Consider the following 18,785-nt stretch of genomic DNA (forward strand, 5'->3'; position numbering starts at 1 on the left):
TCGGCGGGTTCCGCCTGGGAGCGTCGCCGTTCGGCAGCGGTGACTGCGCGGATGCCTATTGACGCAGCATGATCAGGGGATCGGCGGTGTCGGGGACGCGCCGCCATTGCGCGTTATCGTCGGCCTCGAACTGCCAGGCCGCGCCCGATTTCGACATCAGGACGATCTGGCCGCGTTCGAGCCGCCATTGCGTCGGGTTGAACTGCGCGATGGTCGCGTCGCATTTCGGCTTGAGGAAGACCTGGAAATTGTCGGGGCTCGCCTCGGTGTTGGTCAGCGTCAGCGCGCACACCGGCTGGCCGTTGCCGCGCACCATCGACCAGTCGCCGATCATCTGGTCCATCGACTTCGCCATCGAACGGGCGGCGGCGAGATCCTGCAGGATATAGACGCCCTCACCCTGGCGAAGGCCTTCGAAGATGCCGGCCTCGACCTCGGTGAAGTCGATCACGGCTTCACCGGTCGCGTCCTGCAGGCGAACGATATCGAGGCCCCTGACGCTCCAGGCGACGATATCCTTGGTGAAGGGCAGCGCCGTCTTGCAGGCCGGCTCCAGCTCCAGCTTGAAAGCCTGGCCTGCGGCGTCGGCCTTCATCGTGACGACGCAGGTCTTGCTGCGCTCGGTGGTCGAGAGCTCCCACTGGCCGGGCATCGACTTCTTCAGGCTCGTTGCATCCTGCGCATGCGCAGCGCCGATCGCGGCCAGCGAGGCCGCGACGGCGAATGCAACGACCTGAAGGCTTCTCATCAGCGCCCCCTAAACGGCGTTTCGGCAACCGGCGTCAACGGCGCCTTGCCTGAGAACCATGATTTGAGGTTGTCGACGACGAGCTGGTCCATCGCGTTGCGCGTCACCACCGAGGCCGAGCCGATATGCGGCAGCAGCACGACGTTCTGCATGGTCTTGAGCTCGTCCGGCACCGTCGGCTCGGCCGCGAACACGTCGAGGCCGGCGGCGAGGATCGTGCCGGATTTCAGCGCCTGCACCAGCGCCGGCTCGTCGACTACCGAGCCGCGCGCCACGTTGATCAAAACGCCGCGGGGACCGAGGGCCTTGAAGACCTCGGCATTGATCATCTTGTTGGTCGAGGCACCGCCGGGCACGATCACCATCAGCGTGTCCACCGCCTTCGCCATCTCGATCAGGTCAGGATAGTGCTTGTAGGAGACGTCCTTGGACGGATTGCGCGAGTGATAGACCACCGGCACCAGCGAGGCATCGAGCCGGCGTGCGATGGCCTGGCCGATCCGGCCCATGCCGACGATGCCGACCTTGCGGTCGCGCAGCGAGCCGACGCTGAGCGGATAGTTCTGGGTCTGCCAGAGCCCGGAGCGCACATAGCGATCGGCCTTGATGAACTCGCGCAGCGTGGAGATCAGAAGGCCCATCGCGACGTCGGCGACCTCCTCGGTCAGCACGTCGGGCGTGTTGGTGACGATGATGTTGTGCTCGGCGGCATATTTGGCGTCGATATGGTCGTAGCCGACGCCGAAGCTCGCCACCATCTCGATCTTGGGCAGTTGCGACAGCGAGTCCTTGTCGGCGCGCACCGTGTGATAGGTCACGGCGACGCCGCGAATCTTCTCGCGGATCGCCGGCGTCAGCCGCTCGAGGTCGCCGCGCGTCTCGGCCTTGTGCACGACGAAATGATCGGAAAACCCGTTCTCGAGGATCGGCCGCACCGGCCCATAGATCAGAAGGTCGATCTTTTCGGACGAAATCGAACCGGCAGCCATCAGTTTTCCTTTCCAAGCGCGCTCTCGTGCCAGCGCCGTAAAACGAGGTGCGAAACTAGCGCCAGCACCCCATAGATGACAATCCCGGCGAGCGACAACAAAAGCAGCGCTGCGAACATGCGGGGTATGTTCAATCGATAGCCTGATTCCGCGATCCTGTAGGCGAGCCCGGAGCCGGCGCCCGCCGTTCCCGCAGCGATCTCGGCCACGACCGCGCCGATCAGCGACAGGCCGCCGGCGATGCGCAGGCCGCCGAGAATATAGGGCAGTGCGGCGGGCAGCTTCAAAAACCGCAGGGTCTGGGGCTTTGATGCGCCATAGAGCTGGAACAGGCCGGTGAGGTTGCGATCGACCGAATTGAGCCCGAGCGTGGTGTTGGACAGCACCGGGAAAAAGGCGACGATGAAGGCACAGACCACGACCGCCGTCTGCTGTTCCAAATAGATCAGCAGGAGCGGCGCAATTGCGATCACCGGGGTGACCTGGAGGACGATCGCGTAGGGAAACAGCGAGTATTCCACCCATTTCGACTGGTTGAACAACAGCGCCAGCGCGATGCCGCCGATGCTGGCCGCGATAAAACCTTCGAGTGTGGTCAGGAGCGTGGTGACAAGCGATTGCGACAGCACGGCCCAGTCCTTGATCAGCGTCAGGACGATGATCGAGGGCGCCGGCAGCACGTAAGGCGGGATCTCCTTGACGCGGACCACCAGTTCCCAGGCGATGAGACCGGCGGCGAACACGATGACGGGCAACACCAGGCGCAGCGCGCCTTGCGGCTTCGCGGTGACGGGGGCTTGCGCGCTCATAGCAGCGACTGCCCCGAATAGGACGGCGCCAGCGCGCCCGAGACCTTGCGGCAGTAGTCGCCGTAAGCAGTCGACGTGCGAAACTCTTCGCCCCGCGGCTCGACCGTCTCGATGCGGATGTCGGCCTGGATGCGGCCCGGCCGCGCCGTCATCACCACCACGCGCTGCGACAGGTAGACGGATTCGAACACCGAATGGGTGACGAAGATGACGGTCTTGCCGAGGGCTCGCCACAGCGCGAGCAGGTCGTTGTTGAGGCGGAAGCGCGTGATCTCGTCGAGCGCGGCGAACGGCTCGTCCATCAGCAGGATGTCGGGATCGGTGACGAGCGCGCGCGCCAGCGACACCCGCATCTTCATGCCGCCGGAGAGCTCGCGCGGAAAGCTATCTGCGAAATCGGCGAGCCCGACGCTGGCCAGCGCAGCGTCCGCACGCGCGCGTCCCTCGGACTTCGGCACACCGCCAAGCCTCAGCGGCAGCCGCACGTTCTCGCGCACGCTGGCCCAGGGCATCAGGGTCGGCTCCTGAAACACGAAGCCGATGCCGTGCCCCGGCTGCGCCTCGCCCTCGTGGCGCGCCACCCGCACGATCCCGGAGGACGGCGCGCTGAGCTCCGCGATCAGCCGCAGCACCGTCGACTTGCCGCAACCGGACGGGCCCAGCAGCGAGATGAACTCGCCCTTGCGGACCGTGAGGTCGAACGGGCCGAGCGCCGTGATGCCGTTGTCATAGGTCTTCGTCACGCCGCGCAGGCTGACGGCGAGATGCGACAGGCCGGTCTCGACGGCGGACGAGGTCTTGACTGAAGACATCGACCTTGCGCTACGGCTTGTTCGGACGCAGCTCGACGCCGACGCCCTTGTTGACGAAGCGCAGCGTGTAGGACTTGCGGAAGTCGAGATCCGCCTTCACGACGCCGGCCTTGACCATCTTGTTGAAGAAGGAGGAGTAGCGCTCGTCGCTCATCGCACCGATGCCGTTCTTCAAGCTGTCGCCGGAATCGACGATGCCGTGCTCCTTCATCTTGGCGACGGAATAGGCCAGCAGATCGTCGGTCATCTCCGGATTGAGCTTCTTGATCATGGCGTTGCCGGCGGAATTGTCGCGATAGATGTAGTTGTACCAGCCGACCATGGAGGCATCGACGAAGCGCTGGACGAGATCGGGCTTCTTCTCGACGATGTCGCGGCGCGTCTCGATCAGGGTCGAATAGGTGTTGAAGCCATAGTCGGCCAGCAGCAGCACGTTGGGCTTGAAGCCCGCCGCTTTTTCCACCGCGAACGGCTCGGAGGTGACATAGCCCTGCATGCCGCTCTTGGGATTGGCGATGAAGGGCTGCGGATTGAAATTATAGGGGCGGACGTTCTTCTCGCTGAAGCCGTATTCGGACTTCAGCCACTGGAAATAGCTGCCCATGCCCTCCTTGGAGACGAACAGCGTCAGCGGCTTGAGGTCCTCGAGCTTCGCAACCTTGGCATCCGGCTGCGTCAGCATCACCTGCGGATCCTTCTGGAAGATCGCGGCGATGGTCACGACGGGAACGTTGTTGGCGACCGCGTCGAACGACATCAGCGTGTTCGCGGCCATGAAGAAATCGATCTTGCCGGCGATCAGCAGCATCCGGTTGTTCTCGTTGGGGCCGCCGGGAACGATGGTGACGTCGAGCCCGTATTTCTTGTAGGTGCCGTCGGCCACCGCCTGGAAGAAGCCGCCGTGCTCGGCCTCGGCGACCCAATTGGTGCCGAAGGTGACCTTGTCCAGCGTCTCCGCGCGCGCCGGGATGCTGCAGACGAAAGCGGCCAAGAGGCCCGCAATGAGCGTTCGCCGCATGTGAATGGGGGGCATAATGGCACTCCGTCGATCGCTTAAAACCCAATCGCATCTGGCTCATATGAACGCAACGCGATAGAACCGCATGACATCAGGGGACGCGAACCAGCCGGGTCCGCATCCCCTGATAGCGCAAATTACGTGACAAATTCGGGCAAAGAAACCTTGATGACGCCGTCCCGCGACTGGACCGCAATCCGCTGGGCCGATGCGCCCGCCGCGGAGACGGCACGCTGGATCGCGGTGCTGCCGCTGGCGGCGACCGAACAGCATGGCCCCCATCTGCCGCTCACGACGGACGTGCTGATCGCTGACGCCTATCTGGCGCGCGTGCGCGAGCTGTTGCCGGGAAGCGTTCCAGCGACGTTCCTGCCGGTTGAACCGGTCGGGATCTCCACCGAGCATATCGACTATCCGGGCACGCAGACGCTGCCGACCGAAGCGGCGCTGAAGCGATGGACCGGGATCGGCGAGGACATCGCGCGGCGCGGCGTGAAGAAGCTCGTCATCATCACCAGCCATGGCGGCAACAGCGCGGCGATGATGCTGGTCGCGCAGGATCTGCGCGCGCATCACAAGCTGTTCGTGGTGACGACATCGTGGTCACGGCTGTCGGGCGCGGATCAATTGTTCCCGGCCGAGGAAGTGCGTCACGGCATTCACGGCGGCGCGATCGAGACCTCGATCATGCTGGCGCGCTATCCCGATCAGGTGCGGAAAGATGCGATCGCGGATTTTCCCGCGAGCAGCGTCGCGATGGCGAAGCAATATCGCTGGCTGTCGACGCAACGGCCCGCGCCCTTTGCCTGGCAGGCGCAGGATCTCAACGCCAGCGGCGCAATCGGCAACGCGACATTGGCTGAGCCTGCGAAAGGCGAGCGGTTGCTCGACCAGGGCGCGACGGCCTTTTGCGAATTGCTGAGCGAGGTCGATAACTTCGACGTGAACAGGCTCGCCAAGGGGCCTCTCGGCTAGCCCATATCCTGCTGGAATCATTCGAGAAAGTTCACAGATCCGGCAGCGGATTTGCCGCATTCGAACCGGACGCGAGGAGCCTCCGTCAAACTGGGCACGCGGGCCACAACGGACCGCCTCAACCTCGGATGGAGTTTCACATGTCGATCAAGACCAAGATTGCCGCCGTCGCTCTCGCTGCCCTCGCCGTCACCGGCAGCATCGTGTCCACCACCTCCTCGGCCGAAGCCAAGCAGCCCGGTTGGGTCTGGGGTGTCGGTGCCGGCATCGCCACTGCCGCCGTCGTCGGCTCCGCGATCGCCGCCAGCAACGACCCCTATTACTACGGCTATCACCGCTGCGGCTGGGTCGCCCAGTACAACGCCTTCGGCCAGTACGTCGGCCGCGTTCGTACCTGCTACTGATTTGAGTACCTGAGGCCGATCTCTCGTGGATCCTGCGTCCGACACGGGCGCCTCATCCACCCCGTGTCGTGCCCCCGACCCCGCCCGGCTGTCCCCCCGGGCGGGGTCATTCATTTGTGGCACTTGCCGGAATCGTTGCAGCCCCGTCACACAGCGGTGCGAACCATCCTCTGCGGCAATGCGCACCAGTTGCTATTGCGAATTAATCGCAATAAGATCTCGGTCAAGCTGAGGGGCTGGGAAGAACCCGCGTCGAGCCGAGATCATCTCGGCGGTGCGCAGGCACTTTAAGTCCTGATGACAGAGGCGCCGCGAATCGGCAGGGATATCGCGGCGGATGGGATTCATTCGCGTTTGGGGGCGTGCGTTTTGGCGTTGAGAGATCACAGACACCGTTGCTTGCGAACGGCCGCGGCGATTGCCGCGGGCGTGCTGGCTTTTCCCGCCGCCGGCCGCGCGGCCGATCTGCCGCTGAAAGCTCCGGCCCTGAAAGCGGTCTACGACTGGACCGGCCTCTATATCGGTGCGCATGCCGGCTATGGCCGCGGCTCGTCGCACTTTGCGCTCAACGACGGCACGGCGATCAACGACAGCGGCGTCTTCAGCGGCATGATCGGCGGCGTGCAGGCCGGCTACAATTACCGGCTCAACTCGGGCTGGCTGGTCGGTGTCGAAGGCGATTTCACGTTTCCCAACTACATCACCTCGAACTCGATCGTCTCGTTCCTGACGACACCCGGCAACACCGTCACGCAGCAATGGGACTACACCGCGAGCCTGCGCGGCCGCGTCGGCTACGCCAGCGGGCCATGGCTGCTCTACGCCACCGGCGGCTTTGCCTGGATGGGCGAGCGCTATTTCGACGCGCCGGCCTCGGGCGCTGAAATCCCGAAAATCCTGAACACGCGGCCCGGCTGGATCGCAGGCGCCGGCGTCGAGTACGGCTTCGCGCCGCATTGGAGCGCGCGGCTCGAATATCTCTACAGCCGGTTCGACGGCGCCAACGTCGCTTTCTCGACGGGGGCCCAATACACCTCCTCGTCGCTCGACTTCCAGCAGGTCAGGCTCGGCCTCAACCGCAAGGTCGATTGGCCGGGGATGCCGAGCTATGATCCGAAGAGCTCGCTGATCGACACGGAATCGGATCGCTGGGAGATCCACGGCCAGAGCACCTATCTGCCGCAAGGTTATCCGTCGTTCCCCGCGCTCTACACCGGGCCGAACTCGCTCACGCCGTCGCGGCAAGCCAAGGCGACGTGGAGCAACAGCCTGTTCCTGAACGCACGGCTGTGGGACGGCGGCGAGGTCTATTACAATCCCGAACTGCTGCAGGGCTTTGGACTGAGCGACACGGTGGGCGCGGCCGGCTTCCCGAACGGCGAAGCGCAGAAGTCGAACTTCCCCTATCCGCATTACAACACCTCGCGCCTGTTCGTGCGCCAGACCTTCGGCTTCGGCGGCGAGCAGGAAGAGCTCGCGAGCGGTCAGCTGCAGCTGGGGCAGAAGGTCGACGTCTCCCGCCTCACCGTGCAGGCCGGCAAGTTCGCGGTGGTCGACGTGTTCGACGGCAATGCCTATGCCAAGGACACCCGCAAGGACTTCATGAACTGGTCGCTGTGGGCACCGGGCGCCTTCGACTATTCCGCCGACAAGGTCGGCCTCACCTACGGCGTCACCGCCGAGCTCAATCAGAAGCAATGGGCGCTGCGCGGCGGCTATTTCCTGATGGTTTCCGAGCCCAATGCAAACCATTTCGACACCAGGGTCGGGGAGCGGGGCCAATACGTGCTCGAGCTCGAGACGCGCTTCTCGCTGTTTGGCCAGCCCGGCAAGCTCAGGACCATGGGCTGGCTCGACAGCGCCAACATGGGCAGCTTCCGCGAGACGTTGAACAATCCCGCGCTCAATCTCGACATCGCGCAGACCCGACGCGGCCGCATCAAGGTCGGCTATGTCGTCAATCTCGAACAGGCGATCACCGAGGATGTCGGACTGTTCGGCCGCTGGAGCTGGAACGACGGCAAGAGCGAGACGCTCGCCTTCACCGACATCAACCGCAGCCTGTCGGGCGGACTTTCGATCAAGGGCACGAAATGGGGCCGGCCCGACGACGTGATCGGCGTCGGCGGCGCGATCAACGCGATCTCGCAGGACTACCGCGACTTCCTCGCCGCCGGCGGTCTCGGCGTGCTGATCGGCGACGGTGCGCTCAACTACCGCAAGGAGCGCATCCTCGAAACCTACTACGCCTATGCGCTGAACAAGAATCTCACGCTCACCGCCGACTACCAGCTGATCGTCAACCCCGCCTACAATGCCGACCGCGGCCCGGTGTCGGTATTCTCAGGACGGCTGCACGGCGAGTTCTGAGCAGCGGCGCAAGTGCGATGAAATCAGGTGGCCGTTTCACCTCTCCCGCTTGCGGGAGAGGAAGCGCACCTCCGTTGTAGCAGCGGTCTCCGATCCCACCACGCCGTCTACGCCGCGCGGATCGCGTCGAGGAATTTGCCGACCTCCACCTTGAGACGTGTGCTTTCGCCGGACAGCGATCTCGCGGAATTGAGCACGTTGGCGGACGCCGAGCCGGTCTGGCTGGCGCCGCGCTGGACGTCGACGATGCTGGCAGAGACCTGCTGGGTGCCGCGCGCGGCCTGCTGCACGTTGCGGGAAATCTCCCGCGTGGCCGCGCCCTGCTCCTCGACCGCCGAGGCGATCGCGGACGCGATCTCCGACATGCGGGTGATGGTGTCGCCGATCGCCTTGATGGCGCCGACGGATTCGTCCGTCGCGGCCTGAATTCCCGAGATCTGCTGGCTGATCTCGCCGGTGGCCTTGGCGGTCTGCTCGGCGAGCGCCTTGACCTCGGAGGCGACGACCGCGAAGCCGCGCCCGGCCTCGCCGGCGCGCGCCGCCTCGATGGTGGCGTTGAGGGCGAGAAGATTGGTCTGGCCTGCGATCTGGCTGATGAGCTCGACGACGTCCCCGATCCGCCCCGCGGCCCTGGCGAGCTCGCCGACATGGTCGTTGGTCCGCCCGGCCTGCTGCACCGCCTCACCGGCGATGCGCGCGGAGTCCTGCACTTGGCGGCTGATCTCGTCGACCGAGGAGGCCATCTCCTCGGCCGCCGCGGCCACGGTCTGCACATTGGTGGAGGCCTGTTCGGAGGCGGCCGCGACGGTTGCGGTGACCTTCTCCGATTGATCGGCCGTGCTGGTCAGCGTGCCCGCGGATACTTCCAGCTCGGACGAGGCCGACGACACCGTGTTGATGACGTCGCCGATCATGGCTTCGAATTCGCGCGCGATCTGGTCCATGCGCTGGCTGCGCCGCAGCTTCGCCTCGGCCTCGACCGCGGCCGCCTCGTCGGCTTGCTTCTTGGCGAGCAAGGAATTCTTGAAGTGCTGCAGCGAGCCCGCCACCTGGCCGATCTCGTCATTGCGGCCCGTCGCGGGAATCTCGACGTCGTGCTGTCCGGCGGCGAGCGTTCCGATCACGTCCGCGATCCGGCCGAGCGGCGTCACCACGCGGCTGCGCAGCATCATGGTCACGCCACCGAGCGTTCCGAGCAGGGCAAGCACGGCAACGCCGGCTAGCGCCAGCATCGCCAGGGCGCCATTACGCGCAGCAATGGCACGCTCGGCCGCTTCGGCCAGCGCGGCGTCGCGCACGCCGTAGAACATCTGGATGGCGGGGACGATGACGGTCGCCAACTCCTCGGCGTTGGTGCCATACTTGCCATCGCCTCTTGCCGCGGGCATCTCCTTGTCCACGATCGGAGCTGCTTTGCCAAAATAGGATTCCGTCGCAGCCTTCAGCGCGGAGGCGATGCGGGGCGGATTGCCGAGCTGCTGCATGCCGGCTTCGATGCGCTCGCGATCGGCTTCGACACGCCCCTGCATGCGGTCCATCAGCGAGAATTCGGCCGCCACGAGCGGACGACGCGCGGACAGCGCCGGCGACAGTGTGGCGGCGCGGCTGCCGGCCGAGACACGCAGATCCTGCGCGGTCCGCGCCAGGCTCAAGAGCGCCGCGAGCAAGGAATCGGCGTTGACGACCTGCCCTTCGAGCCGGTTCATGATGGGCTCGATGTTGCTGATGACCTCGGCAACGGCGGGCAGGAAGCCCTTGACCACGGCACCGTCGCGTGCCGGCAGGGGAACGCTCATCGCGCGGTCTGCCGCAGTATAGATATCCTTCAGCCGTCGGGCGGTGCGATCCAGGGTTTCGATCATCGCTGCGCTGTCATCGAGCACCAGGATGGCGCGCCTTGCGGCCTCGAATCCGGCATCGGCCGCCTTCGCAGCCTTTCCGGCCGCTTCGCTCTGCGCCTGCGTCGCAACGCCTTCCTGGAAAATCGGCGAGATGTAGGGGGCACGAAGTCCGGCGACGTGCTGGCTGACCGTCAGCATCGCACCAAAGGCATCGACCGTCTTGATGGCGTCGGAGCGGTTCGTGAAGATGCGCGTCTGGGGTATCAGCACCTCGGCGCCGAGGATGACCGCAAAAACCGTCACCGTCAGCATCGACAGCGCGAAAAGCTTCCCGATCCGCATCTTTGGGTCCCCCAATACATTTCTGCAATCTCGAAAACCTAGCGGCGTGCCACTAAGGGGCCGTTAAGCATCGCTCCGTAGTTCCGCGGAGTGTCAGGTGGTCGCGGGCCCCCGGGACCATTGTCGCGCGTGGGTTCCCTGGGCGTTCGGATGCGGCAAAATTGACGGCATTTCCTTGCCGAATACCTATATCAAGGCGTGTGCCGTTGATCCGGCCACACTCCCTTACCTCGGAACCCCGATGCTCTCCGTCGAACTCGTCATCGTCGTCGTCCTGATCGTCATCAACGGCCTCCTGTCCATGTCCGAACTGGCCGTGGTCTCGTCCCGTCCGGCCCGGCTGTCGCTGCTCGCGGCCAAGGGCGTGCGCGGCGCCGAGCGGGCGCTGACGCTGGCGGCCGACCCCGGCAAGTTCCTCTCGACGGTGCAGATCGGCATCACGCTGGTCGGGGTGCTCTCCGGCGCGTTCTCGGGCGCGACGCTCGGGCAGCGGCTGACGCAATGGCTGCTCGAGCTCGGCCTGTCCCCCGGCGTTGCCGACATCGTGGGCGTCGGCCTCGTCGTCACGCTCATCACCTACGCCACCCTGATCGTCGGCGAGCTCGTGCCGAAGCAGGTGGCGCTACGCGACCCCGAAAGCATCGCGGTGAAGGTTGCGCCGGCGATGCACATTCTCGCGAAGGTCTCGCTGCCGCTCGTCTTCCTGCTCGACCTCTCCGGCAAGCTGATCCTCACTTTGCTCGGCCGCGGCGGCAAGTCCGAGGAGAAGGTGTCGGAGGACGAGATCCATCACCTCGTCAGCGAGGCCGAGAGCGCAGGCGTGCTCGAGCCCGGCGAGAAGGAGATGATCGCCGGCGTGATGCGGCTCGGCGACCGGCCGGTGGGCGCCGTCATGACGCCGCGCACGGAGGTCGACGAGATCGACCTGAACGACGAGTTTGCCGCCATCCAGGCGATCATCGCCAAGAGCCCGCACTCGCGCTTTCCGGTCTCCGACGGCGACCGCGACAAGCCGATCGGCGTGCTCCAGGCCAAGGACCTCCTGGTCGCCTTTATGAACGAACGCGAGCCCGATCTGCGCGCGCTGGTGCGCGAGGCGCCCGGCATCCCGGCGTCGGCAGACGCGCGCGACGTGCTGACCATTCTGAAGACCGCTCCGGTTCATGTCGGCTTCGTCTACGACGAATATGGTGGCTTCGAAGGCATGGTGACGGCCGCCGACATCCTCGAGTCGATCGTCGGCGCCTTCCATTCGGAAGCGGGACCGCCGGAGCCGGCCTATGTCAGGCGCGCAGACGATTCATTCCTGATCTCCGGCTGGATGCCGGTCGACGAATTCGGCGAGCTGCTCGGCGTCGAATTGCCGCCGCACCGCTACAACACCGTGGCGGGCCTCGTGCTGCAACAATTCAGCGCGCTGCCCGACACCGGCGATGCCTTCGACTTCGGCGGCTGGCATATCGAGGTGATCGATCTCGACGGACGACGGATCGACAAGATCTTGGCGAGCCGGTTGAGCGAGGTCGAGACGGGATGAGGCGAGCGGCGTCGCGAATTGCGCTCCAACTCCCCCTCACCCGAACCGCACGCCGATCCGCTTCTCCTTGCGCCAGACCACGGTGCAGGACAGATGGGCTCCGTCGGCCGGGACAAACAGCGTGAAATGTTCGGGGATGCCGACCGGGCTGGTGACGTCGAGCGCAGCGCCGGTGTCGGACAGGTTACGGACGGTGCAGTCGATCGCGCCGCCGCCGAACTCGATCGTTCCGGCCTTCAGCACACGATGCCTTGCCTTGTCGCGTCGTTCGTCCATGGGCACAATTTACACCCAAAGTTGAACCAACCGTTAAAAGCCCGCCCCGCTCTCGGCGTGATTGTGCGGACCGGTATCGCGGTGGGGCGAAGCGGTGCCGCTACAGCACCGGCTGGAACGTGTCCGCCCGTGCCATCCGCCAGGCATCGCTGAAGCGCGGGTCCTCGGTGCCGTCGATCAGCTCGCCCGGACGCAGTGCCGGATAGAGCTGGGCGAAGGATTGCACCTGCGTCGTCGACGTCCGTTGGCTGAAATGGATCGGACGCAGCTGCTGCGGATGCTCGAGGCCCGCGGCGGCGATCAGCTCGGTCAGCGAATGCAGCGTCGCGTGGTGATAATTGTGCACGCGATCGATCTTGAGCGGCACGTAGAGCGCGCGCGCCCGCGTCGGATCCTGCGTCGCCACCCCGGTCGGACAGCGATCGGTGTGGCAGCTCAGCGACTGGATGCAGCCGAGCGAGAACATGAAGCCGCGCGCCGAGTTGCAATAGTCCGCGCCGATCGCCATCGCCCGCGCCATGTCGAAAGCGGTGGCGATCTTGCCGGACGCGCCGATCCTAATGCGGTCGCGCGCATTGATGCCGATCAGCGCGTTGTGGACGAAATTCACGCCCTCGCGCATCGGCATGCCCAGATGATCCATGAATTCCAGCGGCGCCGCGCCGGTGCCGCCTTCATTGCCGTCCACGACGATGAAATCAGGATAGATGCCGGTCTCGAGCATCGCCTTGCAGATCGCCAGGAATTCCCAGGGATGACCGATGCAGAGCTTGAAGCCGGCCGGCTTGCCGCCCGAGAGGCGGCGCATCTCGGCGATGAACTGCATCATGCCTGTCGGCGTGGAGAACGCGCGGTGCGAGGCCGGCGAGATGCAGTCCTCGCCCATCGCGACGCCGCGGATCTTGGAAATCTCCTCCGAGACTTTTGCCGCCGGCAGCACGCCGCCATGGCCGGGCTTGGCGCCCTGGCTGACCTTGAGCTCGACCATCTTGATCTGGTCGTCGCCGGCAACGCGCGCGAACGCCTCGGGGTCGAAGGCGCCGTCCAGACGTCGGCAGCCGAAATAACCGGAGCCGATTTCCCAGATGATGTCGCCGCCCATCTCGCGATGATAGGGGCTAACGCCGCCCTCGCCGGTGTCATGCGCGAAGCCGCCTTTCTTCGCGCCGGCATTGAGCGCCCGCACTGCATTGGGGCTGAGCGCGCCGAAGCTCATCGCTGAGATGTTGAACACCGAGGCCGAATACGGCTTCTTGCAGTCGGGGCCGCCGATGGTGATGCGGAATTTCTCCTGGGCGTGCGTCTTCGGCGCGACCGAGTGATGCATCCACTCATAACCCTCGCGGTAGACGTCCTCCTGGGTGCCGAACGGACGCTTGTCGAGCTCCATCTTGGCACGCTGATAGACCACCGCTCGGGTGTCGCGCGAGAACGGCATGCCGTCCTTCTCGCTCTCGAAGAAATATTGCCGCATCTCGGGGCGGATCTCTTCGAGCAGGAAGCGGATATGCGCCGAAATCGGATAGTTGCGCAGCACCGCGTGGCTCTTCTGCAGAAGATCGCGGACACCGAGCAGCGTCAGCGCGCCGAAAATCAGGATCGGCACCAAGAGGATGTCGAAGATCTTGCGGTCGGCGATGCCGATGCCGATCAACAGCGCGGTGACGACCGCGCAGATCGTCAGCACGATGAAGCGCGGCGAGAATGGCAGCAGCAGGGTTTCCATGATCCCCTCTTCCGCCAGCGGCAGGCGCTTGGGGGATGCGTGCGGGGGGGCTGAGTGTTGGGAGGATTCCTGCGTCTTGGTGTCGTTGGCCACGATTCCGATCCTCTCGCCAGCATGAGGCGGTACGATACGCCCTCGCCTGTCATACGGATATGACGCGGCCCTTGTTTCAGGCTAGCGAATTTGGCCGAGACAAATCAATCAGCCCGATGGGCGGGGTGCGGTGCAGCAAAGGGGGATGTTCGGACGGCGGGGCCGGTACAGCGGCGTAATGGAAAGTAAGCCCGCGGCAGCCGCCACAAACGCCGGCGTCGTCCCGGGCAGCGCCAGCGCAGACTCGGGACGGCAGCTGAATTGATGGCTGCGAGCGGCGCTTATCGCTCGACGAACGCCTTCTCGATCACGAAATGGCCAGGCTTGTTGCCGCTTCCTTCGATGAAGTCGCGGCCTTCGAACATCACCTTCAGCTCTTCCAGCATCGCCGGGCTGCCGCACATCATGATGCGGTCGGTTTCGATGTCGAGGGGCGACTGCCCGATGTCGGTGAAGATCTGCCCGGAGTTGATGAGGTCGGTAATGCGGCCGCGGTTCTTGAACGGCTCGCGGGTCACGGTCGGATAGTACACGAGCTTGTCGGCGAGCAGCTCGCCGAACAGCTCATCCTCGCGCAAATTCGCGACCAGCTTCTCGCCATAAGCGAGCTCGGAGACCTGACGGCAGCCGTGCACCAGCACGATGGACTCGAACTGCTCGTAGACGTCGGGGTCCTTGATCAGGCTCGCGAACGGCGCGAGGCCCGTGCCGGTCGAGAGCAGCATCAGCCGCTTGCCGGGGATGAGGTTGTCGGTGATCAGCGTGCCGGTCGCCTTGCGGCCGACCAGGATGGTGTCGCCTTCCTTGATCTTCTGCAGGCGCGAGGTCAGCGGACCGTCCTGAACCTTGATCGAGAAGAACTCGAGCTCTTCCTCGTGGTTGGCGCTCGCCATGCTGTAGGCGCGCAGCAGCGGACGGCCGTCGACTTCGAGGCCGATCATGGCGAACTGGCCGTTCTGGAAGCGGAAACCGGTATCGCGCGTGGCGCGGAAGCTGAACAACGTGTCGGTCCAGTGCTGAACGGACAGAACCTTCTCTCGGTAAAACGCGCTCATGATTTTCGATATTCCGAATAATTGCGGTTTTAGGGCAAAAGCGTTGCCCGGCCCTGAAACGGGGCGGACACCATTGCCATGGCGGAGGATTTCGCGTGTGTGATCTACGCCATTGAGACCAATAATCAACCTCGTTTCGGGTGCAATTGATGCCGATCAAACCGGCATTTGCGGCTGAATTGGTCGCAGGATTAATGAATCTCCTGCCCGGCTTGCAGGAAGGGCAATTTCTTTTCCCTCCAGGGCTCGATTGCAGCACTTAATTTCCGTCGCGCTCGCGAGAATTTCATTAAGAATAGCTCTGATTTCCACCCCGCTTGGCGCCGATTCCCGCGTTTTTGCGGCTTTTCGCGCCAGGACTGATCGAAACGAACGGCTGAGGCAGATGGCAGGCGGCGAGCGAATCTTCGTTCAGGCAATCCGGCGCTATTGTGCCGGCCACGGCATCGCCGTCGATGTCCGCGCCGGCGGCTGGCTGATCGCGATGCGCCGGGGCAACGAGCGGCGCTTCGCCTTCGGCTACGACATCGGCCTCAACAGCGCCATCGCGCATCGTCTCGCCAATGACAAATCGGCGACATCAGAGGTGCTGGCACTCACGGGCGTGCCCTGCATCGCGCATCACCTCTTCCTCAATCCGAAGCTGGGCGGGAACGTCGTTGGCGCCGGCTGGCGGGACACGATGCTGGTTCTGCTGCGCGATCATCCGCAAGGCGTGGTGATGAAGCCGAACGAGGGAACATCGGGGCGCTCGGTGTTCAAGGTGACGAATGAGGCGGAGCTCGACCACGCGACGGGCGAGGTTTTCTCGATGTGCACCGGGCTCGTGATCTCGCCCTATGTCGCGATCGAGGACGAGGTCCGTGTGGTGCTGCTCGATGATGTGCCCCTTGTCGTCTACAGCAAGCAGCGTGGCACGGATTGGCGGCACAATCTCGATGCCGGCGCAAAGCCGGTGCTGCTGGCGGATGGCGAGACTCGTACGGCCTGCGTGAAGCTCGCGACCGAGGCCGCGCGCGCCATCGGCATTGTGTTTGCGTCGATCGACGTGGTGCGCGTCGACGGCGAATGGCGCGTGCTCGAGATCAATTCCGGCGTGATGATGGAGGCGTTAGGCAAGCTACATCCGGAGCTGGTGCAGGCGACATATGACGCGGCGCTGGATCGGGTGTTTGGTGAAAATTAGCAGAGAACTCGCTGCCCCCTCTCTCCTTCTTGTAGGAGAGGGTGGCTCACCGCGAAGCGGTGAGACGGGTGAGGGGTTCTCTCCGCGAGTCCAATTCTCATCCGAATGAGCGGAAAGATACCCCTCATCCGGGCGCTTCGCGCCACCTTCTCCCACAAGGGGAGAAGGGAAGGCAGCGAGATCGCGGCGCGAGCGTGGACTAATTATTCGCGCTCGCCGAATCGTCCATCGCCTTGAACGCCTCTTCCAGCTGCAACGAGATCGGCACGTTCAGGCGTTCGCCGGTCGGAAGCCGCGCGGTGAACCATTTGTTGTAGAGCGGGACGAGGTCGCGGTTGGAGCCGAGCTTGCGGAAGGCGCGCTCGACGACGGCGGACAATTGCGGCTCGCCTTTCCTGAACATGATGCCGTAGGGATCGTAGGACAGGTAGTCGCCGGTGACGCGGAATTTGTCCTGCGCCTTGTGGCGCGCGATCAGGCCGAAGAGCAGGATGTCGTCGGTCGCGAACGCGTCGGCCTTGCCGTCGGCGAGCATCTGGTAGGACTGCTCGTGATCGGTGCCGGCGACGATATTCAGCCCCAATGCGGACTTCTTGTCCGCCGCCTGGATCGCCTGCTCGTTGGTGGTGCCCCTGGTCACCACGATGGTCTTGCCCTTCAGATCAACCAGCGACTGCACGGTGGATGCCTTCGCCACCATCAGCTTGGTGCCGGCGACGAACATCAGCGGCGAGAAGGCGACGCGCTTGCCGCGCTCGGCATTGGCCGTGGTCGAGCCGCATTCCAGGTCGATCTTGTTCTGCAGCACGGCATCGATGCGGTCGTCCGAGGTGACCTTGACGTAGTCGATCTTGAGATTGGGGTCGTCGACCTCGACGCCGATCTCCTCGACGATCGCTTCGCAGAGCTCGAGGCTGTAGCCGATCGGGCGGCCCGACTGGTCGAGGAAGGAGAACGGCGGCGAGCTCTCGCGATAGCCGAGCCGCACGGTGTGCGCCGTCTTGATGGCCGACAGCGTCGGGCTCAGCCCTTCGCCGGTCTGCGCGAGCGCCGGGGTCGCGAACAACGACGCGGCCAACAAGGAGGTCGCGAGCAACGATGCCGCGAGCCTCAGGCGGCCTGAGGTCAACGACCTCGCCAGGAACTGGCCCATGGTTCGCTCCTACCCATGGCCGGCCATCGCGGGCACCTCGCCGGGAATCATGTCATCAGGCACGGCATCGCCGGGTCCCATCGCGTGCTCAGGCCCAAGCTCGCCTTCCCATTTGGCCACGACCGAGGTCGCCAGCGTGTTGCCGATCACGTTGGTGGCGCTGCGGCCCATGTCGAGGAAGGTGTCGATGCCCATGATCATCAACAGGCCCGCCTCGGGGATGTTGAACTGCGCCAGGGTCGAGGCGATCACGACGAGCGAGGCGCGCGGCACGCCGGCGACGCCTTTGGAGGTGATCATCAGCGTCGCCAGCATCGCGAGCTGGGTGCCGAGCGACATGTCGATGTGATAGCTCTGCGCGATGAAGACGGCCGCGAAGGTGCAGTACATCATCGTGCCGTCGAGATTGAAGGAATAGCCGAGCGGCAGCACGAAGCTGGAGATGCGCGAGGAGGCGCCGAAGCGGTTGAGCGCCTCGAGCGTCTTCGGATAGGCCGCCTCCGAGCTCGCGGTCGAGAACGCGATCATCAGCGGCTCGCGAACCAGCTTCAACAGATGACTGTAGCGCGGCCCGATCACGATGAAGCCGACCACGACCAGGATCGCCCACAGGATCATCAGCGAGAGATAGAAGCCGCCCATGAAGACGATGAGCTTCCAGAGCACGGCGAGGCCGTTCTTGGCGACTGTCGCTGTGATGGCGGCCCACACCGCGAGCGGCGCGAACAGCATCACGTAGCTCGTGACCTTGAGCATGATATGGCCGACGTCGTCGATCATCGCGAGGATCGGCTTCGAACGTTCGGGCATGGAGCCCATCGCAACCGAGAAGAACACCGCGAAGATCACGATCTGCAGGATCTCGTTCTGCGCCATCGCATCCGCGATCGAGGTCGGGATCAGATGGGTGAGGAATTTCTCGATCGAGAAGGCCGACACCGGCAGGCCGGTCGATTGCCCGGCCTGGGGCAGCGTGCCCGGGAAGTTGGCGCCGGGCTGCAGCAGATTGACCATGATCAGGCCGAGCAGCAGCGAGATGAAGGAGGCGCTGATGAACCAGCCCATGGTCTTGGCGAAGATGCGGCCGAGCTTGGAGCCCGATCCCATATGGGCGATGCCGCCGACCAGGGTCGCGAACACCAGGGGCGCGATGATCATCTTGATCAGGCGCAGGAACATCATGGCGATCAGGTTGATGGCGGAGGCCCACTCGGCGCGCGTGTCGGGCAGGAAGTTGTAGATCGCTGCCCCCATGACGATGCCGAGCACCATCGCGGCCAGAATGTATTGCGTGAACCTGTTCGACATCGCTTACCCCCACGTACACCGGCGCTTCATGATGTCGCAGATATTTGAGCGACGCAACACGCTTTGCGTGTGATCGCGTTTTCACGATGTTCCCGTTGTGAAATCGCACGCCGCGATCTAGCCTTCACGCAGCGCACAACGCA

Annotated in this window: 16 protein-coding genes; 5 read left to right on the plus strand and 11 right to left on the minus strand. The window is 64.5% G+C overall.

What is annotated here, in order from left to right:
• Positions 1-55: 55 nt before the first annotated feature.
• The 5 genes from RPS27_RS18630 to RPS27_RS18650 are packed head-to-tail and all read right to left on the minus strand — an operon-like array spanning position 56 to position 4,391.
• The gene (locus RPS27_RS18630; RefSeq protein ID WP_211418803.1) at positions 56-748 is read right to left on the minus strand and encodes an AprI/Inh family metalloprotease inhibitor; all 693 of its coding nucleotides are present in this window, start codon (positions 746-748) and stop codon (positions 56-58) included.
• Positions 748-1,737, minus strand: a complete 990-nt coding sequence (locus RPS27_RS18635) for a 2-hydroxyacid dehydrogenase (RefSeq protein WP_194405707.1) — start codon at positions 1,735-1,737, stop codon at positions 748-750. Before RPS27_RS18635 ends, RPS27_RS18630 begins: the two co-directional genes overlap by 1 nt.
• Complete coding sequence (locus RPS27_RS18640; RefSeq protein ID WP_212065815.1) at positions 1,737-2,546, minus strand: ABC transporter permease; 810 nt, start codon at positions 2,544-2,546, stop codon at positions 1,737-1,739. Before RPS27_RS18640 ends, RPS27_RS18635 begins: the two co-directional genes overlap by 1 nt.
• Entirely contained in the window at positions 2,543-3,358 is an 816-nt protein-coding gene (locus RPS27_RS18645; RefSeq protein ID WP_212065814.1) for an ABC transporter ATP-binding protein, read from the minus strand. Before RPS27_RS18645 ends, RPS27_RS18640 begins: the two co-directional genes overlap by 4 nt.
• A gap of 10 nt (positions 3,359-3,368) precedes the next feature.
• Positions 3,369-4,391 carry an ABC transporter substrate-binding protein gene (locus RPS27_RS18650; protein WP_212065813.1) on the minus strand — a complete coding sequence of 341 codons (1,023 nt, stop codon included), beginning with the start codon at positions 4,389-4,391 and terminating at the stop codon, positions 3,369-3,371.
• A gap of 153 nt (positions 4,392-4,544) precedes the next feature.
• On the opposite strand from RPS27_RS18650, the gene RPS27_RS18655 reads away from it, so the two are divergent.
• The 3 genes from RPS27_RS18655 to RPS27_RS18665 all read left to right on the plus strand — a co-directional run bounded on the left by RPS27_RS18655 (position 4,545) and on the right by RPS27_RS18665 (position 8,125).
• Complete coding sequence (locus RPS27_RS18655) at positions 4,545-5,351, plus strand: creatininase family protein (protein WP_212065812.1); 807 nt, start codon at positions 4,545-4,547, stop codon at positions 5,349-5,351.
• 140 nt (positions 5,352-5,491) lie between these two features.
• Entirely contained in the window at positions 5,492-5,755 is a 264-nt protein-coding gene (locus tag RPS27_RS18660) for a hypothetical protein (protein ID WP_194405702.1), read from the plus strand.
• A 399-nt stretch (positions 5,756-6,154) separates the two neighbouring features.
• Positions 6,155-8,125: a carbohydrate porin gene (locus tag RPS27_RS18665; protein ID WP_313754154.1), complete on the plus strand. Its 1,971-nt coding sequence runs from the start codon at positions 6,155-6,157 to the stop codon at positions 8,123-8,125.
• A gap of 107 nt (positions 8,126-8,232) precedes the next feature.
• Here RPS27_RS18665 and RPS27_RS18670 read toward each other — a convergent pair whose 3' ends face one another.
• Entirely contained in the window at positions 8,233-10,308 is a 2,076-nt protein-coding gene (locus tag RPS27_RS18670) for a methyl-accepting chemotaxis protein (RefSeq protein WP_212065810.1), read from the minus strand.
• A 241-nt stretch (positions 10,309-10,549) separates the two neighbouring features.
• Between RPS27_RS18670 and RPS27_RS18675 the strand changes: the two genes are divergently transcribed.
• Complete coding sequence (locus RPS27_RS18675; protein WP_212065809.1) at positions 10,550-11,845, plus strand: hemolysin family protein; 1,296 nt, start codon at positions 10,550-10,552, stop codon at positions 11,843-11,845.
• A 36-nt stretch (positions 11,846-11,881) separates the two neighbouring features.
• On the opposite strand, the gene RPS27_RS18680 is transcribed toward RPS27_RS18675, so the two are convergent.
• The 3 genes from RPS27_RS18680 to RPS27_RS18690 all read right to left on the minus strand — a co-directional run bounded on the left by RPS27_RS18680 (position 11,882) and on the right by RPS27_RS18690 (position 14,995).
• Entirely contained in the window at positions 11,882-12,121 is a 240-nt protein-coding gene (locus tag RPS27_RS18680; protein ID WP_194405698.1) for a PilZ domain-containing protein, read from the minus strand.
• Between the two features lie 100 nt (positions 12,122-12,221).
• A complete protein-coding gene (locus RPS27_RS18685; protein WP_212065808.1) occupies positions 12,222-13,940 on the minus strand; it encodes an FMN-binding glutamate synthase family protein in 1,719 nt (572 codons plus the stop codon).
• A gap of 281 nt (positions 13,941-14,221) precedes the next feature.
• Positions 14,222-14,995, minus strand: coding sequence for a ferredoxin--NADP reductase (locus RPS27_RS18690; RefSeq protein ID WP_194405696.1), 774 nt, complete (start codon positions 14,993-14,995; stop codon positions 14,222-14,224).
• Positions 14,996-15,380: 385 nt separating this feature from the next.
• On the opposite strand from RPS27_RS18690, the gene RPS27_RS18695 reads away from it, so the two are divergent.
• A complete protein-coding gene (locus RPS27_RS18695) occupies positions 15,381-16,181 on the plus strand; it encodes a RimK family alpha-L-glutamate ligase (protein WP_212065807.1) in 801 nt (266 codons plus the stop codon).
• Between the two features lie 199 nt (positions 16,182-16,380).
• Here RPS27_RS18695 and RPS27_RS18700 read toward each other — a convergent pair whose 3' ends face one another.
• Positions 16,381-17,334: an amino acid ABC transporter substrate-binding protein gene (locus RPS27_RS18700; protein WP_212065806.1), complete on the minus strand. Its 954-nt coding sequence runs from the start codon at positions 17,332-17,334 to the stop codon at positions 16,381-16,383.
• Between the two features lie 9 nt (positions 17,335-17,343).
• Positions 17,344-18,642, minus strand: coding sequence for a dicarboxylate/amino acid:cation symporter (locus tag RPS27_RS18705; protein ID WP_211418815.1), 1,299 nt, complete (start codon positions 18,640-18,642; stop codon positions 17,344-17,346).
• Positions 18,643-18,785 lie beyond the last annotated feature (143 nt).

It is taken from the genome of Bradyrhizobium sp. WYCCWR 12699, from assembly GCF_032144035.1.
In the GTDB taxonomy this organism is placed as follows: domain Bacteria; phylum Pseudomonadota; class Alphaproteobacteria; order Rhizobiales; family Xanthobacteraceae; genus Bradyrhizobium.